Origin of the sequence: Vulcanisaeta distributa DSM 14429, assembly GCF_000148385.1 — an archaeon.
Taxonomy (GTDB): domain Archaea; phylum Thermoproteota; class Thermoprotei; order Thermoproteales; family Thermocladiaceae; genus Vulcanisaeta; species Vulcanisaeta distributa.
This window is the reverse complement of the sequence record NC_014537.1, coordinates 92807-118951: the sequence shown is the minus strand read 5'-3', so window position 1 is coordinate 118951 and position 26145 is coordinate 92807. Positions and strand designations below refer to the sequence as shown.

Here is a 26145-nt window from a genome sequence, read left to right as displayed (position 1 = left end):
TCAATTATGAGCCCGGCAAAGGCTATTGACGAGGCCCTAGTAATAATTGGTAAGGCGAGGATGGGCAGGATATCCTGCAATGAAGCTCTTGATAGGCTGTGGGAGATACTGGTAAACCTGGACTTTGAGTTGAAGATTGCGAATACTGTCGATGGCGAGGTCTTGGAATTAAAATCGTAATTAATTAATTAGGTATTTCATGTAAGGATTCATCACGAGAAAATCAAGGCTATACACATAATGATCCAAGAACAGGATGTCATAAGTTCCATTACTATACCCCATAATGATTCCCGAGACGAAAAGCTTAAATTTGCCATAAAACCACTTTCATTAGGGCCCGTAGCTTAGCCAGGTAGAGCGCCCTGGGGCGAAGGCCCCGCGTAAGGCTCATAACCGGGAGGTCCCGGGTTCGAATCCCGGCGGGCCCACCATTGATTGTTTTTTGTTTTGACCCATGGGCTTTGGTTTAGCGCATTTTAGTTAGTTTTACGTTGTAGCCCGCGTTTCTGAGCCTTTCTAGGATTGCCCCTGTATCCATATGCACCCACATCGCGGCGGTAATCCTGCATCGAGTATACTCAAAGTTGATGCAGCCGGTCTATATGGAGTGCGATGGTGACTACCACGTCGAGGTGCTTGATAGGGAGGTCAGGGTGATTAGGCAGGTAAGGGTATTGAATAATGACCTACTTAAGCCGAGGTATCGCGTGACCTACGTAATAACGAGCGAGAAGCCAAAGACAGTCAAGGTTAGGTATGCGTGTAGGGATGAGATAAACGAAGTAGAAGCAACACTAGGCAAGACGATGAGGTACATGATCGAACTACTAACGAGGGATTAGTGTGTTAATAATGTGATCAAGCGCTTAATAGTGACATTATGCGCATTGTGGGTTGAGGCATGTGGTTGTGGAATTAAGTAATCACTTTTAAGGCGGGGGTAACAACTAATGAATGTGTTGAGTGAGGATGGGCTTAGGAGGGTTAGGGATGTGTTGTTTGGGTGAGTTCGTGCTATCTGGCGATACAGGCTTCTGGGGTGTTGGCATTGACAATGGTGAAGTCATACTATACCTCGACGAATCCCTCGCCAAGAGGAGGGTTAAGGTGCCAAGCGAGGTTGATGGGGTAAAGGTCAGGGTAATCAGGGCAAGGAGGCCAAGGGCACTCTAGTCGCTGGGGGCCTTGGTTTCGTATTAAATGGGCTTGCTTTAATGGGATTAACCACGCCTCATCCCTTACAAGTCCTCATCACGGGCCTGGCTTCCAGCCCTTGAATGCCACGTAATCACCCCTATCATAGCCGTCAATTGGGTATTCAACGGACTCATTCGAGTACCTCGGGTGCCTAGTCAGTGTTTGCGCAACCTTAACAATTATGAAGCCAGCATCCTCGAGCAATCTCCTAATCTCATCAACCGTGTGCCACCTGGCCTGCCTAACATACTCAATTGGGTATGGGTTCAAAGGCCTAACCCTGGCTATGTACGGGTCATCCCACGAGCCGAGGAGCTCGGCAAGCCTGTAGAGTAGTCCGTAGGAGCCCTCGGCAATCACGTCGGCAACCACAATGTGTCCACCAGGCCTCAACACCCTGTAGGCCTCCCTAACTGCCTTAACATCATCCTTAACGTAGTCCAGCACGCCATTGAGTATCACTGTGTCGAAGGTGGAGTCCTCGAAGGGTAGCTCCTCGGCATAACCAATCCTAACATTAAGCCCCCTAGCCCTGGCAACCTCAGCCATTGCTGGGCTAGGCTCAACACAATCACTAATAACAATCCCATACCTAGTCCTGAGAATAAACTCGAAAAGCCCAGAGCCACAACCAACACTCAAAGCCCTACCCGGGCCAGGCTCAAGCATGTACTTCAGAAGCAAAACCTCGGACTCAAGCACGTAATTATTCCTAAGAAACCAAGAATCATACCTACCAGCCTCAAACACAATAACCCACTTATTAATAATTTAATAAGTGGGTTTTAATAGATTACCCACCCAGCAAACCCCAATTACCGAATTGCTGTAACGCCTCGGTAACTTGATTGTGTGGTTGGGTATTTTAGTTCTGGTGTTGTGGTTTGCGTGATGGATTGCGCATACCTGGTGATTAGGTGGGTTGGTGGGGTCTACGTAATCGAGGGCTTCGTACCGACACGTTACATAAGCGCATCGGCTACCCCCACAAACCCGCAGATACCCATTAACGACTTGAGGAGGTTTGATGCCGAGGAACCCATACCAATAACCATCCACTTCAGGTACAAGAGGATTGCTGATTTAATTCCCACCGAGAGGCTAAGGTTGAGGATTACTTAGAAAACGTGCCATGTTGTACAGGTAAGCACGCTGCTTCTTAATTTTGGAAGGGCTTATTAAATTCTGCGTGAATTCTTGTGTGGGTTTAATGTTGCCTAGTGATTTGGGTGATGTGTACGTTAGTGCCTGCGGTGAGTTGACTAGGTTGTGCCCTAGGCTTGTGCCGAGCCCTCTATGGGGTATTAGCTTGGCGAATATTGCGAATATGAGCCCATACATTGCTGATGCGATGTGCAGTGGCTGTGGTGATGCTGTTAGGAGGGTTAGGGATTGGTGGTTTTCACTCAATAGGAACGGCCCATGTGAGGTTTGTGGTGCGCCTGGCGCTGAGATTGATGAGGAGTGGGACTACGTGGTTAAGGGTAATGAGGGTATTGCCGTGATTACCCACCTAAGGAGGTTATGCCGCAACTGCCACCTGGCTAAGCATCAGGGTTATGCGAAGGTTCATGGGTTAAGTGAGGCGGCAATTAATCACCTAGCCCGTGTTAATGGTGTTGACGTAAGTACTGCCAGGAGGATTGTTAGGGAGGTCTTCGGGGTATGGCATACCCTGAATGGGGTTAATTGGGTCGTTAGGATTAATAATGATATTGGGTTGCCAAGTGACTTGAGGGTTAAGGTTGAGGAGTTAATGAACACCATGTTAAGCATGCATTGTTCCCGATGGGATGGCTGGTTTCACTGCCTAAACACTGGCGGTGTTTGTGAAAAGGCGTTGCAGGAAACGCTGCAGTTGTTGAAGGATGTTGAGGATTACGACCGATTAATAAGTACTGTTGAGGAAAGACTGGAAAAGGCGGGAATTACGGTGTTGAAGGACGAACTCCTCTTCCTAATTAACCAGAATGAGGTTAGGCGATTGCTGCTTATGGGTCGTCTAGATGATGATATGCTGTATGTGCCCGTGATTGGTGGTAAATGGATGGTGTTTATAAGGAGGAGGGACATTTACGGCAAGGTATTCATAGAAATAATCAATGAGTTAATAAGGAGAGACTTACACTACGAATCAAAGACGTTATTTAACCCTAGGGATAATGAGGGCGGAATACCCCTGATATTCTACGTACCATCATTCCTAGCGCTAAACGTCGTGATTAATGTCGCCAACGTAATTAACGAGGTACTCATAAGGTATGGCATAAGGACAAAGGCATACTTCAAACCCGAACTATTCACGAACAAGAGTATTTACCGAGGCACGACAGGGCTAAAGCCATACATATACATTGCCAATGTTGGTAAGGGTGATTAATATGGTATTCCTACTCTTCGATATCGAGACCTGCCCCGCCGGCGATACTCCATCCATCAATGATGAAGTTATCGGATTTGGATTTAGGGAGTGCGGTAAAGACGGTAAATGCTATGATAATTACATAGTCACGGTATCGGATTATGAGTGCAATAGCATTAGTGATTGTGAAGGGAAGATCCTCAACACCTTCCTTGGAAAGGTCGATGAATACTTAAGACGTGCTAAGGAGGACGTTGAAAAGACTAACGAGAAGGCTCGTGGGTCGGGGTATTCGGTCCTCGTTATTGGTTGGAACATTAGGTCCTTCGACTTGCCAGTATTAGCCAATAGGCTTTATAGGCAAGGATTAATGAAAAACATTGATGAAGCGCTCGAGCTAATCGGGATTAAACCGCATCTAATTTACTTAGACCTTTACGACTTCATCAAATCGATAATATTCCCGAGGACGAAAATCAACCTAGAAGAAGTCGTAAATGCGGCGAGCAGGTGCCTTAAGGAGGGCGTAGTAGCCAGCCATAATGAGGGAGAAGAAAGTAAGAAGTCGATGCTCAAGATGTGCAGAAAGATCAAGGGAGAGTTTAGAGGTAGGCTAAGCGATAATGACAGGAATGAGCTGGGTAAATACATTAAGGACAGACTCACCCACGACTTAAACCAATTATCAATACTATATAAAGTATTAGTCTCGAAGATAAACATTAAGAAATGCTTAATGAGTGAACTAATAAGTATAATGAAAAAGTAATCACCTTGCTCATTCTTTCAATGCGCTTATTATGTAATTTTTGAATTCATCTTGAATTTTTGTGTTTGTGATTTCCTGGAATACTTCAACCCCCAACTGCCTTAGCTCGGTCTTTGGTATTGCCGTGGTTGGACTCGTCAGTATTGCAAGGGCCATGTGCCTCGGCTGTAGGAACTCCCTATAGTGTCTCAACTGCTCAACCACGTACTCAGGCCTACCCCTCTCCGAGGACTCAATACCAGTCTTAACCTCAACAATGGAACCACGAAAACAAAGCCAATAAATCTGACCTATCCAAGGACTACAATTAATGGGAGGCCAGGCAAAGTCTAAAGCATCCTGAATTAGTTCTATGTCTGACTGATGTTTAAAAAGTTAGTTTAGAGCCTTAACCTGTGGGTGAGGAGCTGAGACATTGCCGTATCGAGCACTTTAAATGCGACGAGCTTGGTATGCGTGTTTATGAGAGGTTGGTTGAGGATTGGAGGCATTACGATAATTTGCTTTGGCAGATACCCTTCGGCACTGCGACAGTTGTTGGTGTTGTCCTAACGCTGATTTACCACTACCTAACTGGTCTAGGTCCAGGAACAATAATGCTGAAGTTGGGGTTACTATTCATTCTGTTGATATTTGTGCTTACAATGATGGCACTATCAATAAAGATTAGGTACTTCCAGGTGGAGAGAGCTAAGTGCATTGAGGAAATAGAACAGAAGTGCGCCAATGTAAATGTCCCATACGAGACTGAGGAAGCCCACAAAATCGTGAGCAAATCTGAAGCGCATTTTGAGAGCTTAGTGGGTAGGGGCACTAGGGCTTATTACCTCCAGGTAATACTATTCATCGCAATCATGGCAGTAATATTAGTAGTAATGACCGCAACAGCCCAACAATCAAGCACGCAACAAGTACTAGGAAACATAACAAGCCTACCATCAAACATGCCCCAACTACCATACTGGGCCCAAACAGCCCTACTAAGTTTCATTGCGATATTCATGATCCTATTATTCATAACCTTAATAATGATCCTAGTAATATTCATACTGACAACCTTATGTACTGCCATTCCAGTAAAAGTATGTAAAGAGTATTTTTCAAAATTGAAGGAAAAGTAAAATGAATAAGGCAGTGGATATTAATACCTAGTGAACCTTGTATTGCCTTTACTTTTGAAAAATGGGTTTATTAAGTCATGGCGTAAGATTTTCTTCTCGGGTGGGCATGTTTGAGGGGTAGTGTTGTTTTGTTGGTGATTGCCATTGTATCGCTTGCCATAGTCCTACTTCTCATAGTGCCTGCGCAAATTGTTTTAGGGCCGCTTTATAAACCCGTATTGAAGTACCACCAATACATACTACAGGTGTCAGGCCCAATAATTGGTGCCTTAATCTCGGTAATTGCGGTGCTAAGTAATGACCTGGTTAAATACTATGCGTCAACGAGCACCTTAAGGTTGTCCCTAGGTATTGGCGGTGAGGTTGATCCTGGGCTTGATGTTGAGGTTTTTGATCCGACGCGTAGAATCTCAGCAATGATAATAAATGATGGCAATGCAATAATTAGAGACGCTAAGGCATCATTGACGATTAAGGTTAAGAAAGGAAACGAAGAAAAATACCACCTCGGCGACGTCCTATTACACAGAAATAAATTTGATGAATATATAAAAAAGTATAATCATATTAAGGAAATACTTGAATCACCTAATTGCCAAAATTACCTCGCCAATAGGGTTAACCCCCATGTAGTTGGTGAATCACTTCCCTGGGCATTGCCCGAGAGGATCGTGGTAAGGCCTAGTATCAGGTTACGTAGTAAGGTCATAAGTAAGAAGAAACTCACCGAGAAACTACTTGATGCCGAGAAGATCGAGAAATCTAATGAGAAATCTAATAAGAAATCTAATAGTTTCCTGACCAATATTGTTAAAGAGTTTCTTGATATCTTAAAGGACTTACCATTACCCTGGTTCTTTACTGATTATCAACACATAACGTCGATCTCCCCTGGGCAGAGGAATAGGCTGTTAATATTTGACTACGTGAAACTGAGTGATGACAAGTACTTGATAATGCCCTACAGTGAGTATGGCGGTGGAGGACCAAGCGATCCATCAGTAAGACCATACAGGGCATGCCTTATACTCACTAAGGATATTGAATTTGTGTTTGAGATTACGGTGCATGGTGAGGGGTCTAGAAGGCCATTAAGGTTCAATCTATGCATAACGGTTAATAAATTGAACCAACTAGAAAGCACGGTACAATGTATAATAAAAGGTGGAGACTATAACCAACTACTCAAGACACTAAACAACCTCAAGTGCCAGAGCTAGGAATAAGTCACGAAACGGATGCAGATTACGGTAAACAAATTAATCCAATATAATCAACAACGTTAATGTATATATTGCGAGTCACAGCTTAAATGATTCACTATTAAATGACCAATACTAAGCTAGGTGTGAAAAGTCTAGTTTTAGTATCTAAGGCGATGCACAGCACTCCTTTGTTGATTCGTTGGCAAAATACTATTGCAATTAATCATTAAGGGATGTTTAGGTAATCCCTGGACTTTGCAACCCCGCCCAATATTGTGCTGATGAATAACCCTAACAATGTACATAGCACGCTCAACAAGTGATTATCGATTATCACAAATGCGTGATTCACGAACATGCCAGATATCAACCAGTAAATCTTAAAGCCCTGCACACTGAAAGGTTGTTAAGTTCTAGGTGGCATACTGTGGTTGGCTTGATGCTCAGCTCCTCGGCCTTACTCAGGGCAATACCTATTAGTTCATTAATCGTGTAATTGAAGTCGTAATCACTGACCAGCCTAAACTCATCGAGGTGGTAAAGCCAGGTGGGCATTACTTAATTCGTAGAAAGTCTGTTTATAACTTCATCACTCATTGATGGGTAATGCGTAATTACTGCCTCACCAATGACTAGTTAATGGTTGGGTTTAGCTCTTCATTTAGTGAGGGGTCGTTTCTTGATGGGTTGCTTGATGTTATTGGTAGGCTTGTGGGGTTTGAGAGTAGGACTGGTTACTTAACTCGCCTAATTCATGCCAGGCATAGTGATGAGGGCTTCCTTAGGTACGCGATTATTGATGCACTGACGTCAATGGGTGTTGGGGAGTACGAGGTCGAGAGGCAGTACGGCAATAAAGGAGGGAGGCGTGACCATGGTTCAAGGTGCAAGGCGGTAAAGAATACCACTGCGAGTTGAAGGCAATACCCACAAACTACGACTTTGAGGGTAGCAGGGGTATTACTAAAAGGGTTAATGGAATGTAAAGGATATCGAGAAGTTAGAGGGTAAGGAATTGAGGGATAAAGAGGGTAAGCCTGTATTATTCCTCGTATACCTAATACGTAATGAGAATGACTGTAAAAGGTTCATAAACGCCCATAATAATTAACCTAAACACACCTAAGTGGTGAAGCTGGATGGCCGTTGTCACTTTCACTGATTCCTTGGTTAAAGCCCTTACTGCTGGCGTTTCATGTGCATAGTACTGTAATTAAGATCAGTATCAACCCAGCATTCTCATTAACGGCAGGATGCATTGCATGGGGTTTCCCCAGAGTTTTTGTTCCTATATTGCCGATGATGCCTTAATGCAATAGAAAGGGTTAAATTTCTTGTGGAATTGAATTTGCAGTATGGCGATTAGTAAGGGTGACCTGGCCTTGTGCGCCGATGAGCTTAGGTCCATGGGCTTTGACGCGGGTAGGTTAACAATTAGTGTTAGGGATTACGTACTCTCCAGGGTGTGTCAATTAATCAGGGATGGTAAGACGCGCGTTGATGACTGGGTTAATAATGAATTGAGGAGGTATGGAGTACCATTCATCAACGTTAGATTCGAGGACTTGGGCAGGTACGTTAGGGTGTTCGTGGATTTGGCATCAATTGAGGAATTAGCATATGAGGGACCATTAAGGTGCGACCCCAAGGACATTAATGGACTGCCATACAGGGTTGCATTGGTAATGTGTGAACTAGTCAAGGAACACCTAAGGAATTACCTAGGCATGACGTAGTCCTGGCATAAACCAACTAAAATAATATTGTTTTTCTTGCTGGCTTGATTTTTATACCGCAGTATACGTCCAATAGATCGATGAGTGGGTGTGGTGATTGCTACATAGTTGGTACTGTACATGTGATGCCGGTTAATGGGGAGAGCCTGTTGAGGATTATGCCATGCATAACGCATGTTGTGTACGAGGGTGTTAGGGATGACATAACCCTAGGCTGGCTATTAAGGAACATGAGATACCTACCATTAGTAATCGCCTTCAAGCTGCACTTCAGATTCACGAATAAGCTCCTTGCGTTACTCTATGGGTTCTATCAATTAATAAGGAGGGGCAAATTCAGTGTTGGAAGTGATGTCGAGAGTGTTGAAGCTACCTTTGGGAAGCATGTAAAATACGTGTGGGGAGACTACGCATTAACACGATTGTTAATAAGGCTTGATGATTACGTCAAGCCCAGCTGGATCATTCTAGGAGTATCCATTCTCCTACCCCTTGTATTGATTGCCTTATTAATGATCACACCTCATGGAAACTTAATAAGAATAATCTATCTAGCATTATCACTTCTAGTTCTACTCTCAATTCTGCTTATGGCTATGCCAATAAGATTTTTAGCCGATAAAACGCTCATGCTAAGGAATGAGAGGGCTGCTGAAGTTGCTGCTGAGCTCATTAAGTCTGGGGCGAGGGTCCTCATAGTCTTTGGTAAGGATCATGTGAGGGGTATAAGGGAGGTACTGCGTAGGAAGTACGGTATTGAATGTCTCGAACTATGAAGTGGTTAAACTACGTAATACAACTAGAGACTACCGCTTGGAACGAGTGCTACCTCATGCTTATTAGGGTAAGGGAATACGAAGCTGAACGAAATAGCAATCGCCAGAATTAACAGCATGACCTATTTTATAAGTGGAATTACCATGCTGACTGATATAGGTTTAGGTACATACGTAGGCATTGTTTTAAATATGATAATGCTCATGCTGTGTACATTCATTTACGGATTTTGTTAAATCCGTCCTAGGTTCTTTATTTCCGTTAATAATATATTGGTTATGTACGTTGTTATTCCTATTATGTCATTGACCTCGATTGGCGTTAGTGGTTCGGAGCCTGGCCTGTAGTGCGGTTGTGTTGGTTCCGGACCTACAGTGGCTATACTCTTAATCCTCGTGATCGATTCGATTATTAACTCTGCGAGTTTCCCATTCCTGACTATGCCCGGTATTAACTTTCTGAGCCTATCCTTACTGCTCTCTCCACTGCCCATGTCTATGCCGAGCCTTTTGCCAATGACCCCCAACGCATTGCATGGGTTTAGTAAGGCGTTTTAATCGATGTTAGTGCTGAGCCCTTATCTAGGTTTTTATGAAGCTCATCCCTAGCTATCCTCAATGATTCAACAACCGCAATTACGTGCTCATTAAACTCCTTACCAAGGTCACTGGGCATTGGTAATAACGGCAACTCAATAACTAGGTAGCCGGAGCCTATGAGCTTGGGTAAAAACTCACTGACCCACTTGTAACCATTCACATTCACGTTGCACGTAATGGTTGTAACAGATCCGCTAAGTAATGAGGACGCCATCTTTAAAGCCACAAATGAGTCCTGACTTCCCTCAGTATGCACAACCTTCACGGTATCGCCCCTATTATAATCGGTGAAGAAGGATACAAAGCTTGGGCTTAACTTCATGGTAATGTCGCCATTACTCCTCATCCTTAGCTCCTCAATACGATCAATGGCTTGTTGGCTCAATTGTACGAAACCAGTAATTCGAGCGCTAGACATGGCATTTTTGAGGACATTGCTGATCATTAATGCATTACCAGGCATATATGTGATGCTTTTAAAAGCGACTTGACCAAGAATCTCATCATCCCACATCAAAACGCCACCAATCGGTACCTGCAGCTGAGCGTCAACGTAAGGCCATGAAACCCTAACCTCAAGTTCGAGGCATGGAAACGAAGCATTACAGTGCCTAACAACCTCAACCTCGTGCTCCTTTTGAAGCGTTACATAAGCACTAAATAGGGCGTTTAAAATCCTTAAAAAGAGGAGACTGCGCTCCTACAAAATGCAGCAGTTAAGAAGACGCCTAAGAATACCAGATTGGATTTTTACAATATTACTATTAGTATTTACAATATTATTCGCATTCATATTGCTTTTATCGGTTATAAGTATAGGTATAAGTATTACGATAGTACAATTACCTCTTCCATCCTCATTCAGGTCCGTTTTCGCAGCTATTATTGTTTTAATTATTTTCATCAATATATATCTTATAAGTGTGTATTGGAGTGCTCATAAACTTATTTCACCACGTGGTAATAAATTATTCCTTTTTAACAATATTTTATTCTGCAATTAGCGGTATTTTTATGGGTTTTGGACTCATTTCGAGTTTCGTTACGGTTTACGGTAATGGATCTCATATGAGTTTGATAGACTTAGTAATGATCTCATTAGTGAAGGCTGCATTCATTATAGTGGGCATAGTTATATTAATTCTTGCCATGTGGTTATCTTATGATGGCAATGTTTGGCATGCTATTATTTCCGACTTTGGCGTGTTTCTGCTGATCATGGGCTTCGTGATGCTGTTTACTCCAGGTAGTTCCTACGTCACCCCTGCGGGTCCCATTGTTGGTAGTGGTGGTACTTTAATGGCTATTGGTCTTCAGGAGTACTTCAGAGCAGTCTCAACATCGCCTGATCTGCGTATTGAGATCGTGCAGGACAAGCCCATCCTTAACACGTTCCCAGATCTCTGCGGCACCAATCGTCCTGCCCAACAGAATGCTGTCGGTTACCTTAGGCTTCGTGTTAGGAATATTGGCCGTGGCGCTGCTAAGAATTGCGTGGCGCAGGTTAGGGCTTCATTAAGTGGTTCCGCTGGGTGTAGCTTAAGTCCTGATTACAATGACTGGGTTGACCTGGTTTGGGCGGGCAATAGGGATAGGGTTGATATTAATCCCAATGATGTTAGGATATTCAACCTAATCGTAATGCCCCTCGACAATGGTAGTAAGCCATTTTACGCCAATAACCTAAATATGGCAACCGTATGCGGTGGTTCACCACCATATGCGTGGTTTGCGAGGCCGGACGTGTTCCTGCTTGGCTGTCTCAATAGGGTTCAGGACTGCCTGACCAAGTGTACTTACGAGGTTGAGGTCCAGGTGACTTGTGAGAATGCTAGGGCCGAGCCGGTTAGGCTGAGGCTAACGATAGGCGATGACTGGAAAAGCACAAGCATCCAGGAGGTTAAATAAGGCACAATTTAACAAAGCCAGTTCTACATAATCCATCATCATGACAACCTTATGAGACTGCCTAAATCCCTCCTTAATCCTTCACTGTTAGCTCCATCAATCTATTTCGGGTATTAGCATCGTATTAATTAGTGATGAAATTTGTGATACGCGTAAATGAGTAGTGTGGCTATGATTAGTCCCACTGCGTGGTTTGTGTTCGCTATTGGTGCGTATTTCATGAGTACGTAGTATACTGCGGTTATTACGAGTATTATTATGATCGTGATTAGTGCGTATATCGTGATGAGTCGTGACTTAATTTCATGCCTAAACCCCACTGAGCGTGTGATCTTAATTACCTGGATTATTAGGGTAACCACTATGTACATTGTGGCGGTTAGTTGGAATATGGAGTACACGGAGGTTCCTATACTCGGCGCCCCAAGAACCAACCACCTACCCAGTGACACTACCCAGGAGTCGGTGAGTGATGCAGCAATAGTGAATACTGTAAAGCCCGTGATTGGGATCACGGGCCTTACACCAAGCCTATTCACAACATGGTTGTAGAGGGTTAGGAATACGAGCATTAATGTTGTTGGTAGGAGAACGCTCATTAGGAAGTAGGTCGTTGGGTCTACGTGAATTATTACGGCTTCGTAGGCGTTGAATGGTGATGTTAGGAATATTATGAGGACTGCGAAATTAAACACCCTGGTGTGGGTGCTCGCTACCGAGAGGTAGTAATGGATGTAGGGTTTGAGGTAAATAAGCGACAGGGAATAAATGAGGTAATAAACAATTAGGAATAACGAGATAATTAAAACAGCCCTGCCAAAACCCCGAAACATAACCAAAGCACTGAGATTACTCTACGCATGGAAAATTAAAATGATTTATTATCGCCGGTGATTATGACAGTGGATGTTACGGCATTCCTCGTGCAATGGCTCTGGTGAAATTAGTACTGGTCATGAGCCCTGTCTAGGTGCGTTTAGAATATTAAGACCCATCATTGAATGACCTACTCGTCGGATGCTCCGCAACGCTCTTCTTAATTTTGTTAATTAATCATTGCCGTTAAATCGCCATTCTCGCCCTTTTACTTACTCTCCTAATGGTTAGTGAGTATGTGAATGGCGCATGGCTGGGTATACTAATGCCAAGCCACTTATGTACCAACGCTAATTCCTGAGCAAATGCATTCCTTACTAGGTTTATTATGTATTGAGTATCATTGGCGTGCTCCTCAACCTCCCTAATACTTAATAAGTACTAGTAAAAGTAAGACATACCAGGTGGTAATGCTTAATTATTTTGTTCTGGCTTATTCCTTGGTTGTTATGGACTTCCTTAAGTGCCAGGTTTTGGAGGATTTACTGCCCACGGGCTTTCCCTTCGGCTACCTAGTCCTGATCCGCGGGGATTTGGGTATGGGTAAGACGCTCCTCGTTAAGTTGCTTGCGAAGAGTATCCTCAGTAATTACCCGCTTATTTACGTGTCCTTTGATGATAATCCTGAGTCCGTGATTAATGACCTGAAGGAATTCAGTAATAGACTCTTCATAATTGATGGCTTCACACTCAGTGACCAGCGTAGGGTTAAGGCGGCAAACGTTATCGACGTAATCACCGAACTTGATCCTGGGCAATTAATTAGTAAGGTTAGTCAGGCTGTTTATTCGAGAAATGCCCGTGGTCTGATCATTGACTCAATCAATGACCTCCTCATTAACATTGATCCGAGGGGTTTGATTGCCATGCTTAAGCAGTTTAAGTCTTTATCGAGGCTTTACAACATGATAACGTTCATAGTGGCCCACGTGACCACGGAGGACATTGACAACCTACTCAATAGTATTGAGTATGTGTTTGATGGCGTGATTGAGATGGAGTTTGATGAGAATATGGCGAACCTGGGAATACCGGTCAGGAGGATGAGGGTTAAGAGGATGAAGGGTGTGTCGCACTCAATGAATTGGTATTACTTCACCACGGCTAAGGGCACGATAGTCCCCGTGGACATTAATGAGATAAGGAATATTCTGAAGAATACCCTGGAGAGCCTAGGAATTCAGGTGCAGGGTGGTTAGTGACCCATGGACCTACTTAAACTGCTCGAGGTTCTCGTAGAGTTCGATACAGTGAATGACCCGGACAATGGTAGGATGCCCGACCCTGGCGTTGTTGATTTTGTCGAGGGTGTGTTGAATGGGCTTGGCGTAAAGACCAGGGTTTTGGTTAGTCATGGGTATAGGAGTGTGGTTGGTGTCATTGGTTCTGGTGAGCCCCGCGTACTACTCATGGCACACCTCGATGTTGTTCCGTTTGTACGCAGTGAGTGGAGGTATGACCCGCTTAGGTTGACGGTTGAGGGTGACCTTGCGTATGGTCGTGGCGCGCTTGATGATAAGGGTAATGTGGCTGCCGTGCTTAAAGCCTTGGAGGACTTAGTGAGTATTGGTAAGGGCACGGTAATTGTTGCGTTCACTACTGATGAGGAGGTTGGAGGTGAGAATGGGGCTAGGGTAGTTAGGGATTACCTATTGGGTAATGGCCTTAGGCCGAACTATGTGGTTAATGCTGATGGTCAGTTAATGGTCATTATAAATAGGAGGAGGGCAATATTCAATGCTAGGATCAGGTCCAGGGTTGAGAGGGCCGTGGTTAATGGGCGTAGGGAGACCATTAGGTTTCAACTTGATTATAAGGTCACGCCTCCATACCACGCCGCGTACTTCATTGGCGGTGTTGATACACACCCAGTCATTGCCCTCTCACAATACGTATGGCTCAACAATGCTTACGTGGCTAACCTTAGGGGTGGCTTTGTTAAAAGTAATGTTACGCCGACCTGGGTTGAGGCTGACGTGATTAAGCCCTGCAGTGACTGCCCACAGCAAGAGGTTGATGTGGGGCTAACGAGGCTAGTTAAGGCCCTACTACCGTTGACTAGGTTCGTGCCCAGGATTAAGGCGCAGAGCGTTTATGGTATCACAGCCACGCCCAACGTCTATAGGGTTGTTGGTGATTACCATGAGTTTGTGATTAATGTTAGGGCCATGACTGACGATGCGAAGGCTATTGAGGAGGCGATGGGTGATGCGTTGAGGGAGGATTTCCAGGGGGTTGAGGTTAGGGTTGAGGGTGAGGGCGGTGGGGGATACCTATACACTCCACGTGACTCAAGGCTCGTTAAGCTAGCCAGTGAGGTGCTTACTGAGCTTGGTCTTGAGGCTAGGGTAGTGGAGATGGCCGGCGCGAGTGATGCCAGGTACTTCTCACCGCTTGGTATTGAGACCATAGACTTCGGGCCAGTGGGTGGTAATGCCCATGGACCGAATGAGTACGTAAGCATAAAGTCCCTTGAGACCACGGCTAGGTTTTACTCATTATTGGTTAGGCGATTAATTTCTTCATAATTAAAAACAGTAATTTTTGACGTTAATTATTTCTTAGGACCCTGGATTAGTATAGTATGAAGAGGACTACGAGACCATAGATTGCAATTGCCTCTGCCAACGCGACGAATACTAAGTAAAGCGCGAATAACTCCCTCCTCTCAACTAAGGCGCTTACCGAGGCGGCACCAGCAATGCCGATACCAATGCCAGCGCCGAGGGCTGCAAGTCCAAATCCAATACCAGCCGCTAAAGCCCTGGCAGCCATGACCTGCGCCTGATCACTCGCCTGCGCATGAACAACTAAAGCTGCAAGACTAAGCACCAACACCGCTATTACCAAGGCCCTAACAAACCTCCTACCCACCATCGACGAATCAATACATAATACATTATTAAAATTTTATTCCAGAAAAGAAACCACGAGCCCCGCAACACAAAAAACTTAAAACAAACAAAACCAACCAAGAAAACGCCGGGGTGGCCGAGCCAGGTCCAAGGCGCGGGCCTGCTAAGTCCGTCCCCGCAAGGGGGCCCGGGTTCAAATCCCGGCCCCGGCACCACGGTTATTAAGTCAGGGTTTATGCCCATGACATACGTGCTAATACTATCAATTAAAGTGTAGGGTGTTGATAAACGATGTTAATGGGTTGCTAAGGAGGTTAGGAAGTTCTTCGTAAAGGAGGGTGAGCCGTGGTTCAGGGCTACCTAAGTTTCTTGCTTAGCGCTACGCCTGTATTGATCTTAGGATTTGCTGAACCACATTAACCACCCTCTTAATGTCGCCTATGACCAGGTCTATGGTTGGCTATCTACTAAATACCCGGCCTCGTCAAGTCCATTGTATTGAAATTCATGCAAATTTATTGCAGTGTTTGTTAAGTCGACGAGGGGCTTATCCGTTATTTGTTCCAGGGCCTTGGCCACGGCCAGCATGTAGTCCGTGAGCATGAACGCCACTAGAAGTCCGACAAACTAACCCTCTTACCATCCCTAGTCCTTCTAACCCCTTAAACCTCCTGGCTAGTTCATCGGCATAGCTAATGGCCAACGTAGCCAACAAGGCCTTCCATGCCTGAAACGCCTTACCAGCGGTATTCCTATACAGACCAGCCTCAAGGAACCTCAATGCAAGCTCGGTCTCATACCTAGTCTCCAACATGCGCCCCCTCCTATACTCCTCGGCATTTGACCACGGTTTACTCAGCCTTAACCGCTGGGATCCACAACGCCACTACTTAATGGGATGAATTCATATTATTCGTCATAGCTTAACGCTACGACCTTAAAGCGCAATAAGGTGCATGGTTTAAATATCGCCGTTAAATGCCTCATCAATGTGAAACCCAGGAATTACGTAAGGGATACTACGTCATGAGTAAGTATCAAGATTAGTAGGGCGAATTTAGTATTAGTAAAGTAATGTCATTCATAGAGCCAGAATCCCGCGGGAAGCCAAGGAGGTAATCATTAATGCCGTAAATAGGGTATTGCTAATTACGCTATTTACTCCCGGACTATCTCACTTAATTTATCGCAACAGGTTACCAGGAAAATTTTAGCACTACGGAAGACCCTCGCAACCATTGAGTCGGCCCCAGCCCTAGCGTGAACAACTTTAAGCACGTTTTGCACGGTAATTTCACCGCGCTCCCTGAGCAGTTTTTCACTCTCTTCAACCTTCCTGCCATCTCTGAGCTCGGCCTTGCCGTCGACCTCCTCAACTATGATAACTCTACCACCGCATATTAATGCGTAATCCGCGTGGGGTGGCTTATCACCATGACCAGTAATGTTATCAACATACTCGTCTAAGTCAATGAGCCGGCAATCAGCACGCTTAATCCTACATCTACCCTTCATAGTTAACTCCTCGCCTTCATACTTCTGATGAGTGAGGATTCCTCAGCCAGCTCCGTGGCCACCTTACTGAATTCCTCCTCCTCAATACCATCAATGCTCACGGGAATCCTCTCAAGAACCGAGGCGCTCTTCTCCGGCTCAGCCTTGACCAGGTACACGGCAACCTTATCCGGGCTTAACACATCGCTCCTGTCCAACCCACGCCTCTTCAGTTCCTCATCACTGAGTCCACTAGCCTCAATAAGGTTGCTCAACCCGTAGAGCAGGTAATCACTGTGAGTCGATAGTATTACCCACTTACCCCTGTTAACCGCCCTGGCAATAACCCTAGCCAACCTGGTAATAGCCCTGGGATGAAGATGAGCCTCCGGCTCTTCAATAATCACAACCCTACTCTCACCATTAATTAAGGATAATACTGGCAAAAGTGATTCCCTAACCCCAGAAGGCGCTATATCAAGCGGTATTACGTAACCATTCCACGTGACCACATAGGGCACATATAAGCCCCTCTCAAACTCCACCTTAATATCCCTAACACCAAGCTCATTGAGGAAATCCCTAATCAACTCAATACCCTTAATACCCCCATATGCACCCTCCATCATCTTAAAGTACTTATACCTAAATACCTCATCGGGCTCAAGAAGACCCTCAATCTTTACCTGAGGTTTCATAATCGATCTAATAAGCCCCGCCCTACCATCAACAAAAAAGTCAACATAATCATCACCTAAAAACCATGGTTCAAAACAAGCACTTACAGTATATTTTACTATTGAATTTAAGGAAATATAATTAAACATAATGTTATTTGTATCAAGACGTACGCCCGCTGCAAACCTACAACTTTCTGACTCTGACCAAAGAACAATAAACCTATTATTTTCCATTTCTAGTTCTTTTAAACCCAATTTCTCTAATCTCCCTACGTTAATATTGTTAAATAGATCTTCACATTCAATGTAACTCGTCTCAATCTTATTCTCTAAAAGCTTAAATTCAATTTTGCATTTATCGCTTCCCTGCACCAATATCTTCATCTGCTTATTTCTCGAAAGCTCTACCGATCCTACCCCAAAGGTTTTCTTGAAGGATTCGGTTAGGAAATATGAGTATCCCCGAATTATTTCCCTAATAATACTGATTATTGCCTTACGTAACTCATCCTCACCCTTGAATACCGCCTCCTTTAGGCCCATTATCATTTTGCGCAGGTTTTCATCAACCTCGACTAAGGCTGGTACGTTTGGTTCAAGCCTCATTAGTAGCCAAATTAGGTATAATAAATGGCTCTTCCCCACGCTATTCCTACCTATCAATATGGTGAGTGGCTTCAGCATTAATCTCGTCTCTTCGAATACCGAGAAGTCCCTTACGTATAACTCGACGTTTACCTGCTCTTTACTCATTGTTCTTCTTAAGCCATTATTACATTTTGTAGATATATGCTTTTAGTATGATGAAAGACGACAAGATAGAGACGCCTCTGGAAGCATTGGTATTAACTGCGCCAATAGGCCCGTTTGTTCTCCGTATTTTTGACCTGGCTGGCATTATATTTAATAATGTGTATACTTTGTTAGCCATGTGTCGCTTGGTGTTGAGTTGTACGTGGTTGAGCTTAGGTTTAGGTTTGGGGATTTGACGTATGAGGGTGTTGTGGATGTTCATGTTAGTTCTGTGGGTGATTTATTGCTTAATGCTGTTGATCTTGGTATTAGGTCTGTTGAGGTTGATGGTAGGCCTGTTGATTATTCCTACGATGGTAGGGTTTTGAGGGTTCGGGGTCCCATTAGTGGTGTTGTTAGGGTTTTGTTTAATGGTAGGGTTGGTGATAGGTTGTTGGGTATTTATAGGGCTCCGTATAGGGACGGCTACATGATAACGACGCAGTTCGAGCCCACGGGCGCTAGGTACTTCATACCCTGTGTTGATAACCCTGCTGCTAAGGCTAGGTTTAGGGTTCGGGTCTTGGTTGATGGTGATTACGACGTGATATTCAACACGCCGCCTGTTAGGGTTTACTGGGATGGTCCCTGGAAGGTCTTTGAGTTTGCGGAGACCCCCAGGATATCCACATACCTCCTCTACCTGGGCATTGGTAGGTTCTTTGAGTCCAGGGATAGGGTTGGTAATGTTGACGTAATCTTCGCCACGCCACTTAAGGATAGGGTTGAGGATGGTAGGTTTGCGCTTGATGTTGCTAAGGGCGTGCTTGAATTCTACAGTGGTTACTTCGGGATACCGTACCCACTGCCCAAGCTTCATTTGATTCACGTTCCTGAGTTTGCGGCTGGGGCTATGGAGAATTGGGGCGCCATTACGTTCAGGGAGACCGCACTGCTGGTGGGTAGGGGTAGTACTGAGTTGACTAGGAGGAGGGTTGCCGAGGTTGTTGCCCATGAGATTGCCCATCAATGGTTTGGTAACTTGGTCACGATGCGTTGGTGGGATGACCTCTGGCTTAATGAGTCCTTCGCCACATTCATGAGTTATAAGGCCATGGATAGGCTCTTCCCAGGGTGGGGTGTTTGGTATAGGTTCCTGGCTGACGAGACGGTCGGCTCCATGCTCAGGGACTCATTGGTAAGTACGCACCCCGTCCACGTACCCATTAGTAGTGAGGAGGAGGCCTTTGAGATATTTGATGATATTAGCTATGGCAAGGGCGCCTCACTCCTTAGGATGCTTGAGAACTACGTTGGCGAGGAGGAGTTCAGGAAGGGCCTTAGTAATTACCTCAGGAAGTACGCATACTCAAACGCCACCGAGGATGACCTGTGGAGTAGTATTGAGGAGGTTAGTGGTAAGCCAGTGACCAAGGTCATGAAGGCCTGGGTTGATAAGCCAGGGCACCCGGTCATAGTCGTTGAGGAGCCAGGCAAGGGCATTACGCTTAGGCAGTCAAGGTTCATACTCAGTGGTAATACCGCAGATACCTGGCCCATACCCATTGTTTATAGGTTTAATGGTGCGGTGAATACCGTACTCATGGAGCACGATACATTAACGCTCAGCGTGTCGTCAGCATCCCTGTTCCTGAATGTTAATGGTAGTGGTTATTACAGGGTTAGGTACACTGATTGGTCCAGGGCATTGAGCAATGCGTCTAATCACTTCGAGAGGTGGAGTGTGATAAATGATGCCTATGCCCACCTGCTTCAGGGCTCCATTAGCCTAAGTGAGTACCTGAGCCTGGTTAGGTCCGTGAGCGACATAGTTAATTACCTAATTACGACAACTGTAATAACCCAACTGGGTACCTTATACTCGATAAAGCCCTCGGCCGTTAAGGAGGTATTCACGGAGTACCTGAGGGCCCAGAGCACATTGCTTGAGGGTGTCTCGGGAATGGATGATGTTAGGGAGTTGGTGCTTTCCCGCCGTGCATTGGTTGATGAGGATTACGCAATGTCAATAGCCGGTTTAATTAGGGATTACCAGGGCCTGAGCCCCGTCATGAGGCAGGCCGTCGTCAACGCCTACGCGGTGGTTGGTGAGAGACCCTTCGAGACCCTTAGGGGGCTTTACAGGACGTTAGTGTCCGATGAGGATAGGAATAGGGTGTTGGCTGCCATGCTGAGCGTTACCGATAGGGATGAGTATAGGAAGTCCCTGGACTTCCTGATGTCAGGTGAGGTTAAGAGGCAGGATCTTCAATTCTTCACGGTTGGCTCCAGGAACCCGTATGTACGTGACATAAACTTAGGGTGGCTAATGAATAATTATAAACGCTTCATAGAGGCCTATGGGGACCCCGGCGTATTGTCTAGGGTATTTACGTACTCAATACCATTCATAGGCCTTGGTCAGGAGGATGAGGTGGAGAGGTTTCTATTGGGGTTGAATATACAGGGTATTGAGATGGGGGTTAAGGCTGGTCTTGAGCTTATGAGGGTATATTCACGCCTACTTCATAGTATTTAATCAGTGTTTATCAAAACCAGGTAATTAATGCCTAAATTATGTATCATACTTCATGTTAGAAATAATGCTTTTAAGATTGGATAATAGCGTCATTCAACGTGTCATTAATCAATTGGTTAATACCACCAACGGTTACTAACGTCAATCCCAGGAGGGAAGTTTTAGCCGGGTTGACTACGTTTCTAACAATGGCGTACATATTATTCGTGAACCCAACGATAGTTGGTGATGGGTTTGAACTAGCCCTAATGCATGTGCTGGGTACGAACACATTAAGTGCGCAGTACCAGGCGTTGGTTTACACAGTAAAACTAGGCGTTGCGGCAGGCACGGCAATCGCGGCCTCCCTTGGAACACTATTCATGGCGTTCTACGCGAGATTACCCTTCGCGATGGCCCCTGGTATGGGTGAGAACTCCTTCATTGCGTATTCCGTGATCCCAGCCTTCACAACGGTGCTACTCGGCATGGGCATTGTCGGTCCTCAGGCGGCTGTGATAGCATTGATGACCGCGATAACTGCCGTGTTCATTGATGGCTTAATATTCCTATTCACTGCATGGTCAGGGATTAGGGAGAGGATCGTTAAGTCAATATCGCCCAACTTATCCATTGGTATCAGCGTTGGTATCGGATTATTCATAACGTTCATAGGGCTCTCACTGGGCGGTTTCGTAATACCGGGTAGCGGTACGCCTGTTACCTTCAATACGAGGGCCTTTGTAACACCATCATCAATACTCGCCTTTGTGGGTCTCATACTCGCGATATACCTCTACATTAGAAGGGTGCCTGGCGCATTCCTGATAACTATAGTCACGATAACCCTGGTAAGCCTTGGGCTTGGCTTGGTTAAGCCTCCATCAACTCTAGTTCAGCCACCAATGTTCACCACGTCAATAATACCCAACTTCCCCAACAACATTGAGTGGTGGTTTAGGCTTGTAAGTCTAGCCTTTCCCGTGGCCTTCTCACTGTGGATGATCGAGTTCTTTGATGGTATAGGCACAATAGTGGGCTTATCCAACAGGGCCGGCCTGGTTGATGACAGTGGTAGGCCCATTAATATAGGGAGGGCGTTGTATGCGGACGCCATTGGCACTATTATTGGCGCATTGGCTGGCACCACGACAACGGTCATTTACGTGGAATCGGCATCCGGAATAGAGAGTGGTGGGAGGACTGGGTTAACGTCGCTCGTGACTGGGTTATTATTCCTCGCGTTCCTACCGCTAGGGCCCATAGTGGTTATGATACCCGACTGCGCAACGGCGCCAGTACTAATACTGGTGGGTTTGATGTTTGTGTCGTTAATACCAAGGATAAACTTTAACGACCTAACCGAGGCGATACCGGCCTTTGTGGCTATGATAAGCATACCACTTACTTACAGCATAGCCACGGGCATCGGCCTAGCCTTCATAACATATACACTGACCAAGCTCGTTACTGGCAAATTCCGCGAGATCTCAGTTACGACATTAATAATAACGTTGATATTTATCCTCTACTTCGTTGCAATGGTCCCAATGCTTAACCCATGATGAACCGCTGCTTAATAAAATTGTAACTTACCTAACCCCTAATGAGGATATGCTTTAAAGACCGTGGAGCCCTAATTCATTGATGAGCTCGCAGGAGTTTATAGACCTACTCAGGAGGTTGAGTGAGGCCTTTGGGCCTTCGGGTTTTGAGGATGAGGTTAGGGACCTGGTTATTAAGGAGTTGGAGCCTTACGTCGATGATTTAATGGTTGATAAGTGGGGTAATGTGATTGGGGTTCGGTACGGGAGTAGGAGGGACTTGAAGGCCATGGTTGCTGCGCACATTGATGAGATTGGGCTATTAATCGATAATATTGATAAGAATGGGTTCTTACGATTCAGGGCAATTGGTGGTTGGAATGAAGTGACGTTGGTTGGGCAGAGAGTCATTATTAAGACTGTTGACGGTAAGAAGATCAAGGGCGTCATCGGTAGTAGGCCGCCTCACGTTACACCACCTGGCAAGGAGAGGGAGGCCCCTGAACTCAAGGACCTATTCATAGACATTGGAGCGTCAAGCGATGATGAGGTTAGGAAACTGGGTGTTAGGGTTGGTTCCGTGGCTGTCCTCGATAGGGATTTCGAGGTACTTAACGGGGGTATTGTCACGGGTAAGGCGTTTGATGATAGGGTTGGTGTGGCCGTGATGTTGTGGGCTGCGAGGCAGTTAAGAGGCAGTGAGGTTACCGTGTACTTCGTGGCCACGGTTCAGGAGGAGGTTGGTCTTAGGGGTGCTCAGATCGCTGCTGATAGGGTCTACCCGGACTTCGCGATTGCCCTTGATACTACGATTGCGGCCGACGTGCCTGGCGTCAATGAGCGTGAGTTCGTGACTAGGGTTGGTAAGGGACCAGCGATTAAGGTTATGGATGGTGGTAGGGGCAATGTGTTCATTGCCCATCCGGCATTAACGAACTTCCTTGTGTCTGTTGCCGAGGATTTGAAGATACCATATCAACTGGAGGTGTTGATTGGCGGTACGACGGATGCCCTGGGGATCGCCTTTAGGAGGGATGGCATACCGGCGACCACGATATCAATACCCACTAGGTATGTTCATAGCCCCGTGGAGTTGCTGAGCATTAATGATGCGCTCAACGCATCCAGGTTACTGGCCGAGGCGCTGGCTAGGGCTGATGAGAAGTTAGTTCAAAGCCTAAGGGAGAAGATGATCAAGGTTAAGTCGACCTAGTCCTAAACCGTTTACTGCCTTAATAATTTATTAACAATGTCTATTGCATTATTTATTAACTCCTCAACCCTACCCATGCTCAGGGCCTCGCTGTATATCCTCAGCTTAGGCTCTGTGCCGCTACCCCTGATTAGGATCCAGGAACCATCACCAAAGACAACCTTAACACCATCAATGGTTATGGGCCTTGGGCTTGGACCCAGTGAACTCAGCATTTTGAGGAGTGTCTCCCTGTTATCACTTACGAACTTTTTCGAATTCCTCATATCAAGGTCAACCCTCTTGAAGTAGGCCCTGCCATACTTACTCCTGACATCACTTATTAAGTTCGTTAGGCCTCCGTACTCGGACGCCATGGCTACTATTAAGGATGCCGTGTATATACCGTCCTTATCGGGTATATGCCATGAATAAACAAGGCCCCCACTCTCCTCACCACCCATGTCAGCCTCACCACTCAGTATTGCCCTGGCCACGTACTTAACACCCACGGGAACCTCAACGACCTTAAACCCATACTTAGCAGCTATGTTATCTAATATGTGCGTCGTGGATACCGTCCTAACAATACCCCTCTTAATCATTGATGCCGATGCCAACCTCTCAACGACTATCGGCAGAATATCATTGGCACTTAAGTACCCGTGAACCCTATCAACGAGGGCTATCCTGTCAGAGTCACCATCATGCGAGATGCCAATGTCGTACTTACCAGCCGTAACCTCCTGGATAAGCTCGGGTATGTTCTGCGGCTCTGGGTTTGGATCCCTACCTCCAAAGCTTGGGTCGTAATTATTATGTATCTCCGTAACCTCCATGCCGAGTCTCCGCAAAACCTCGCTTGTATAGCCTATTGATGTTGCGTATATGGGGTCAATAATGATCTTAAACCTACTCCTGGGCTTAAACATCTTGATCACACTCTCATAAACATAGTTAATGTACTCAGGGGCTGGGTCCACCGTCGGTATCGGCCTTAATTCAAGTGTTTTGACTGACCTGTTGATATCCTCATACTCATTACTATAAAGCCTCTCTATCTCGTCTGTGTCCTCCTCCTGGGCTGGCGATCCTTTGTTCGTTATTACCTTGAAGCCGTTGTATATTGGTGGGTTGTGGCTTGCGGTGATCTGTATTGTGAGGTCAAAACCAAAGCGAGAACCAAACCAGGCGGCTGTCGGTGTTGGTGTTGGCTTGTTAACCATCACCACATCCAAGCCGTGATTCACGGCCACACTAGCCACAATGTGCGCGAAATCCCTGGACTTCCTCCTCGCATCAAAGCTAACGAAGACCTTATGAAGCCCGTATTTACTCGACCAATAACGAAAGGTGGACTCAGCAAGAACAGCCACGAGGAAATCCGTGAATTCCTCATCAATTACACCCCTAACACCGTCTGTTCCGAAGTGAAATGTGAGTTTACTGCTCATTCCTTTGACTCAATATTCTAGTTCCTTATTATTTTTATCCTCGTCCCTACTATGAATAGACCTATTAATTATACCTAGCCATTCATTGATTATCTTAGTAACGCTGAACGCCATAGCCCTCTCCCTAGCCTTAATCCTCATTGATTCATCATAACCATTAAACCACAACTTAATCGCCAGCCTAATAAGATCCTCCGGACCTCTCACCAACCAACCCGTCTCATTATTAATGACCGTCTCACCAGGCCCCTGCTTATCATAGGTAAGGACCGGGGTTCCACACGCCATGGACTCAACAGGTACATACCCAAACGGTTCATGTATGAATGGGAAAACTGTGAACCTGGCGTTGGCGTATAACCTAGCCAACTCATCATCGCTAACCCTACCCCTATAATCAATGTTCTGATGCTTAATGAACCAGCGCGGCATCCAGGGAACCTTAGAGCCAAAGGCCACTATCCTAATTCCAGCGTTGGCCATGGCCTTCAATACGTCAAACTGGGTTTCCTTACCCACGTAGGTTAATACATAATCCTGTGTGGGGTTGGGCACGGGCTTGAATAATTCCGTATCCACGGGTGGGTTTATCACGCCCCAAACCCTAACGCCCCTCGACATTACGGCCTCCGCTGAATATCTCGAGTTAGCTATTACGTATTTAGAGAATGAAAGAGCCCTATGGTAGGTGGAATCAGCTGTATTAATCAACGGTAGCGCGATGTAATAACTCAATCTATAGTAAATGGGGAATACCTGGCTTAAATCCCTGAGTAGATCACCCACGTAGCCCTGTGCGTAGAATACGGTTGATGGTATTGGTAATTCGAAGGATAGATTGATTGATAAACAATCATCGCCGTAATTAATCAACCCCTTTACACCATTTATTAACCATATCGAGAGATGCCCAGCCTGGCCAGGGAGCAGGGGCTTAATTCCCAAGTCCCTTACTTTGATACCAACGTATTCAAAATCCCTCCTCACATCCTCCCTCACGTATGGAGAAACCACATTAACGTCAACGCCCAGCCCAATGAGGAAACGGCCAAGTAAGTAGGCGACCCGTATGGGGCCCGTGATGCCATCAATGCCGTCGGTTATTAATGATATGCATGTCATG

At 45.5% G+C, this 26145-nt stretch carries 29 protein-coding genes and 2 tRNA genes; 19 read left to right on the top strand and 12 right to left on the bottom strand.

The genetic code is table 11. From position 1 onward, the window contains the following. Positions 1–6: 6 nt before the first annotated feature. The 4 genes from VDIS_RS12765 (at position 7) to VDIS_RS12760 (ending at position 1176) form a co-directional block, all read left to right on the top strand. A complete protein-coding gene (locus VDIS_RS12765) occupies positions 7–180 on the top strand; it encodes a hypothetical protein (protein WP_013335263.1) in 174 nt (57 codons plus the stop codon). Between the two features lie 156 nt (positions 181–336). Then, positions 337–434: transfer RNA gene (locus VDIS_RS00635), tRNA-Ile, on the top strand. 171 nt (positions 435–605) lie between these two features. After that, complete coding sequence (locus VDIS_RS00630) at positions 606–845, top strand: hypothetical protein (RefSeq protein WP_216086135.1); 240 nt, start codon at positions 606–608, stop codon at positions 843–845. A gap of 169 nt (positions 846–1014) precedes the next feature. Next, on the top strand, positions 1015–1176 hold the full coding sequence (locus VDIS_RS12760; RefSeq protein ID WP_171804827.1) for a hypothetical protein: 162 nt from the start codon (positions 1015–1017) through the stop codon (positions 1174–1176). 78 nt (positions 1177–1254) lie between these two features. On the opposite strand, the gene VDIS_RS00620 is transcribed toward VDIS_RS12760, so the two are convergent. Then, positions 1255–1950 carry a class I SAM-dependent methyltransferase gene (locus tag VDIS_RS00620; protein ID WP_013335260.1) on the bottom strand — a complete coding sequence of 232 codons (696 nt, stop codon included), beginning with the start codon at positions 1948–1950 and terminating at the stop codon, positions 1255–1257. A 141-nt stretch (positions 1951–2091) separates the two neighbouring features. On the opposite strand from VDIS_RS00620, the gene VDIS_RS00615 reads away from it, so the two are divergent. The 3 genes from VDIS_RS00615 to VDIS_RS00605 all read left to right on the top strand — a co-directional run bounded on the left by VDIS_RS00615 (position 2092) and on the right by VDIS_RS00605 (position 4331). Then, entirely contained in the window at positions 2092–2322 is a 231-nt protein-coding gene (locus VDIS_RS00615; RefSeq protein WP_013335259.1) for a hypothetical protein, read from the top strand. Positions 2323–2410: 88 nt separating this feature from the next. Further along, the gene (locus VDIS_RS00610) at positions 2411–3580 is read left to right on the top strand and encodes an HNH endonuclease family protein (protein ID WP_013335258.1); all 1170 of its coding nucleotides are present in this window, start codon (positions 2411–2413) and stop codon (positions 3578–3580) included. Position 3581: 1 nt separating this feature from the next. Then, on the top strand, positions 3582–4331 hold the full coding sequence (locus VDIS_RS00605; RefSeq protein ID WP_013335257.1) for a 3'-5' exonuclease family protein: 750 nt from the start codon (positions 3582–3584) through the stop codon (positions 4329–4331). Between the two features lie 9 nt (positions 4332–4340). On the opposite strand, the gene VDIS_RS00600 is transcribed toward VDIS_RS00605, so the two are convergent. Next, a complete protein-coding gene (locus VDIS_RS00600; protein WP_013335256.1) occupies positions 4341–4535 on the bottom strand; it encodes a hypothetical protein in 195 nt (64 codons plus the stop codon). A gap of 191 nt (positions 4536–4726) precedes the next feature. Between VDIS_RS00600 and VDIS_RS00595 the strand changes: the two genes are divergently transcribed. Together VDIS_RS00595 and VDIS_RS00590 are read left to right on the top strand one after the other, a co-directional pair. Next, positions 4727–5452, top strand: coding sequence for a hypothetical protein (locus tag VDIS_RS00595; RefSeq protein ID WP_013335255.1), 726 nt, complete (start codon positions 4727–4729; stop codon positions 5450–5452). A 110-nt stretch (positions 5453–5562) separates the two neighbouring features. Continuing rightward, positions 5563–6672, top strand: coding sequence for an argonaute/piwi family protein (locus VDIS_RS00590; protein WP_013335254.1), 1110 nt, complete (start codon positions 5563–5565; stop codon positions 6670–6672). Positions 6673–7023: 351 nt separating this feature from the next. On the opposite strand, the gene VDIS_RS00585 is transcribed toward VDIS_RS00590, so the two are convergent. Then, the gene (locus VDIS_RS00585) at positions 7024–7212 is read right to left on the bottom strand and encodes a hypothetical protein (protein ID WP_013335253.1); all 189 of its coding nucleotides are present in this window, start codon (positions 7210–7212) and stop codon (positions 7024–7026) included. 84 nt (positions 7213–7296) lie between these two features. Here VDIS_RS00585 and VDIS_RS00580 point away from each other — a divergent pair, with 84 nt between their 5' ends. From VDIS_RS00580 to VDIS_RS00570, 3 genes are all read left to right on the top strand, one after another. Then, positions 7297–7575 carry a hypothetical protein gene (locus tag VDIS_RS00580; protein ID WP_013335252.1) on the top strand — a complete coding sequence of 93 codons (279 nt, stop codon included), beginning with the start codon at positions 7297–7299 and terminating at the stop codon, positions 7573–7575. A 437-nt stretch (positions 7576–8012) separates the two neighbouring features. Beyond that, positions 8013–8393 (top strand): hypothetical protein, encoded by a 381-nt coding sequence (locus VDIS_RS00575; protein ID WP_013335251.1) that lies wholly within the window; start codon positions 8013–8015, stop codon positions 8391–8393. An 80-nt stretch (positions 8394–8473) separates the two neighbouring features. After that, on the top strand, positions 8474–9169 hold the full coding sequence (locus VDIS_RS00570; protein WP_013335250.1) for a hypothetical protein: 696 nt from the start codon (positions 8474–8476) through the stop codon (positions 9167–9169). A gap of 233 nt (positions 9170–9402) precedes the next feature. On the opposite strand, the gene VDIS_RS00565 is transcribed toward VDIS_RS00570, so the two are convergent. Both VDIS_RS00565 and VDIS_RS00560 read right to left on the bottom strand, forming a co-directional pair. Continuing rightward, the gene (locus VDIS_RS00565) at positions 9403–9696 is read right to left on the bottom strand and encodes a hypothetical protein (RefSeq protein WP_013335249.1); all 294 of its coding nucleotides are present in this window, start codon (positions 9694–9696) and stop codon (positions 9403–9405) included. A 14-nt stretch (positions 9697–9710) separates the two neighbouring features. Next, positions 9711–10187 (bottom strand): hypothetical protein, encoded by a 477-nt coding sequence (locus VDIS_RS00560; protein WP_171804825.1) that lies wholly within the window; start codon positions 10185–10187, stop codon positions 9711–9713. Positions 10188–10837: 650 nt separating this feature from the next. Between VDIS_RS00560 and VDIS_RS00550 the strand changes: the two genes are divergently transcribed. Beyond that, positions 10838–11677 carry a hypothetical protein gene (locus VDIS_RS00550; protein WP_148678141.1) on the top strand — a complete coding sequence of 280 codons (840 nt, stop codon included), beginning with the start codon at positions 10838–10840 and terminating at the stop codon, positions 11675–11677. Between the two features lie 128 nt (positions 11678–11805). On the opposite strand, the gene VDIS_RS00545 is transcribed toward VDIS_RS00550, so the two are convergent. Then, on the bottom strand, positions 11806–12510 hold the full coding sequence (locus VDIS_RS00545; protein ID WP_013335245.1) for a hypothetical protein: 705 nt from the start codon (positions 12508–12510) through the stop codon (positions 11806–11808). 492 nt (positions 12511–13002) lie between these two features. On the opposite strand from VDIS_RS00545, the gene VDIS_RS00540 reads away from it, so the two are divergent. Further along, positions 13003–13752, top strand: a complete 750-nt coding sequence (locus tag VDIS_RS00540; RefSeq protein WP_148678369.1) for an RAD55 family ATPase — start codon at positions 13003–13005, stop codon at positions 13750–13752. 6 nt (positions 13753–13758) lie between these two features. Then, on the top strand, positions 13759–15081 hold the full coding sequence (locus VDIS_RS00535) for a M20/M25/M40 family metallo-hydrolase (protein WP_013335243.1): 1323 nt from the start codon (positions 13759–13761) through the stop codon (positions 15079–15081). A gap of 46 nt (positions 15082–15127) precedes the next feature. Here the strand turns inward: VDIS_RS00535 and VDIS_RS00530 are convergent, their stop codons facing one another. Next, positions 15128–15430, bottom strand: coding sequence for an ATP synthase subunit c family protein (locus VDIS_RS00530; protein WP_013335242.1), 303 nt, complete (start codon positions 15428–15430; stop codon positions 15128–15130). Between the two features lie 104 nt (positions 15431–15534). Between VDIS_RS00530 and VDIS_RS00525 the strand changes: the two genes are divergently transcribed. Then, positions 15535–15623 (top strand) — tRNA-Ser (locus VDIS_RS00525). 332 nt (positions 15624–15955) lie between these two features. Here the strand turns inward: VDIS_RS00525 and VDIS_RS00520 are convergent. The 3 genes from VDIS_RS00520 to VDIS_RS00510 form a co-directional block, all read right to left on the bottom strand. Next, positions 15956–16222, bottom strand: coding sequence for a PaREP1 family protein (locus VDIS_RS00520; protein ID WP_281041786.1), 267 nt, complete (start codon positions 16220–16222; stop codon positions 15956–15958). Positions 16223–16566: 344 nt separating this feature from the next. Then, positions 16567–16923 (bottom strand): hypothetical protein, encoded by a 357-nt coding sequence (locus VDIS_RS00515; protein WP_013335241.1) that lies wholly within the window; start codon positions 16921–16923, stop codon positions 16567–16569. A gap of 2 nt (positions 16924–16925) precedes the next feature. After that, on the bottom strand, positions 16926–18335 hold the full coding sequence (locus VDIS_RS00510) for an AAA family ATPase (RefSeq protein ID WP_013335240.1): 1410 nt from the start codon (positions 18333–18335) through the stop codon (positions 16926–16928). A 178-nt stretch (positions 18336–18513) separates the two neighbouring features. Between VDIS_RS00510 and VDIS_RS00505 the strand changes: the two genes are divergently transcribed. The 3 genes from VDIS_RS00505 to VDIS_RS00495 all read left to right on the top strand — a co-directional run bounded on the left by VDIS_RS00505 (position 18514) and on the right by VDIS_RS00495 (position 23589). Further along, positions 18514–20853, top strand: a complete 2340-nt coding sequence (locus VDIS_RS00505; protein ID WP_013335239.1) for a M1 family metallopeptidase — start codon at positions 18514–18516, stop codon at positions 20851–20853. Between the two features lie 98 nt (positions 20854–20951). Further along, positions 20952–22397, top strand: coding sequence for an NCS2 family permease (locus VDIS_RS00500; RefSeq protein WP_013335238.1), 1446 nt, complete (start codon positions 20952–20954; stop codon positions 22395–22397). An 82-nt stretch (positions 22398–22479) separates the two neighbouring features. Next, the gene (locus VDIS_RS00495) at positions 22480–23589 is read left to right on the top strand and encodes a M42 family metallopeptidase (protein WP_013335237.1); all 1110 of its coding nucleotides are present in this window, start codon (positions 22480–22482) and stop codon (positions 23587–23589) included. Positions 23590–23600: 11 nt separating this feature from the next. Here VDIS_RS00495 and VDIS_RS00490 read toward each other — a convergent pair whose 3' ends face one another. Continuing rightward, positions 23601–25022, bottom strand: a complete 1422-nt coding sequence (locus VDIS_RS00490; protein WP_013335236.1) for a phosphohexomutase domain-containing protein — start codon at positions 25020–25022, stop codon at positions 23601–23603. Positions 25023–25031: 9 nt separating this feature from the next. After that, entirely contained in the window at positions 25032–26144 is a 1113-nt protein-coding gene (locus VDIS_RS00485) for a glycosyltransferase family 4 protein (protein WP_013335235.1), read from the bottom strand. Position 26145: the final 1 nt, after the last annotated feature.

Excerpts from the sequence above, each read along its gene's own strand:
- VDIS_RS12765 (WP_013335263.1), top strand. The coding sequence starts at position 7 with ATGAGCCCGGCAAAGGCTATTGACGAGGCCCTAGTAATAATTGGTAAG.
- VDIS_RS00630 (WP_216086135.1), top strand. The coding sequence starts at position 606 with ATGGAGTGCGATGGTGACTACCACGTCGAGGTGCTTGATAGGGAGGTC.
- VDIS_RS00615 (WP_013335259.1), top strand. The coding sequence starts at position 2,092 with ATGGATTGCGCATACCTGGTGATTAGGTGGGTTGGTGGGGTCTACGTA.
- VDIS_RS00610 (WP_013335258.1), top strand. The coding sequence starts at position 2,411 with ATGTTGCCTAGTGATTTGGGTGATGTGTACGTTAGTGCCTGCGGTGAG.
- VDIS_RS00605 (WP_013335257.1), top strand. The coding sequence starts at position 3,582 with ATGGTATTCCTACTCTTCGATATCGAGACCTGCCCCGCCGGCGATACT.
- VDIS_RS00585 (WP_013335253.1), bottom strand. The coding sequence starts at position 7,212 with ATGCCCACCTGGCTTTACCACCTCGATGAGTTTAGGCTGGTCAGTGAT.
- VDIS_RS00580 (WP_013335252.1), top strand. The coding sequence starts at position 7,297 with ATGGTTGGGTTTAGCTCTTCATTTAGTGAGGGGTCGTTTCTTGATGGG.
- VDIS_RS00575 (WP_013335251.1), top strand. The coding sequence starts at position 8,013 with ATGGCGATTAGTAAGGGTGACCTGGCCTTGTGCGCCGATGAGCTTAGG.
- VDIS_RS00570 (WP_013335250.1), top strand. The coding sequence starts at position 8,474 with ATGAGTGGGTGTGGTGATTGCTACATAGTTGGTACTGTACATGTGATG.
- VDIS_RS00560 (WP_171804825.1), bottom strand. The coding sequence starts at position 10,187 with ATGTCTAGCGCTCGAATTACTGGTTTCGTACAATTGAGCCAACAAGCC.
- VDIS_RS00550 (WP_148678141.1), top strand. The coding sequence starts at position 10,838 with ATGAGTTTGATAGACTTAGTAATGATCTCATTAGTGAAGGCTGCATTC.
- VDIS_RS00545 (WP_013335245.1), bottom strand. The coding sequence starts at position 12,510 with ATGTTTCGGGGTTTTGGCAGGGCTGTTTTAATTATCTCGTTATTCCTA.
- VDIS_RS00540 (WP_148678369.1), top strand. The coding sequence starts at position 13,003 with ATGGACTTCCTTAAGTGCCAGGTTTTGGAGGATTTACTGCCCACGGGC.
- VDIS_RS00535 (WP_013335243.1), top strand. The coding sequence starts at position 13,759 with ATGGACCTACTTAAACTGCTCGAGGTTCTCGTAGAGTTCGATACAGTG.
- VDIS_RS00530 (WP_013335242.1), bottom strand. The coding sequence starts at position 15,430 with ATGGTGGGTAGGAGGTTTGTTAGGGCCTTGGTAATAGCGGTGTTGGTG.
- VDIS_RS00520 (WP_281041786.1), bottom strand. The coding sequence starts at position 16,222 with ATGTTGGAGACTAGGTATGAGACCGAGCTTGCATTGAGGTTCCTTGAG.
- VDIS_RS00515 (WP_013335241.1), bottom strand. The coding sequence starts at position 16,923 with ATGAAGGGTAGATGTAGGATTAAGCGTGCTGATTGCCGGCTCATTGAC.
- VDIS_RS00510 (WP_013335240.1), bottom strand. The coding sequence starts at position 18,335 with ATGAGTAAAGAGCAGGTAAACGTCGAGTTATACGTAAGGGACTTCTCG.
- VDIS_RS00495 (WP_013335237.1), top strand. The coding sequence starts at position 22,480 with ATGAGCTCGCAGGAGTTTATAGACCTACTCAGGAGGTTGAGTGAGGCC.
- VDIS_RS00490 (WP_013335236.1), bottom strand. The coding sequence starts at position 25,022 with ATGAGCAGTAAACTCACATTTCACTTCGGAACAGACGGTGTTAGGGGT.
- VDIS_RS00485 (WP_013335235.1), bottom strand. The coding sequence starts at position 26,144 with ATGACATGCATATCATTAATAACCGACGGCATTGATGGCATCACGGGC.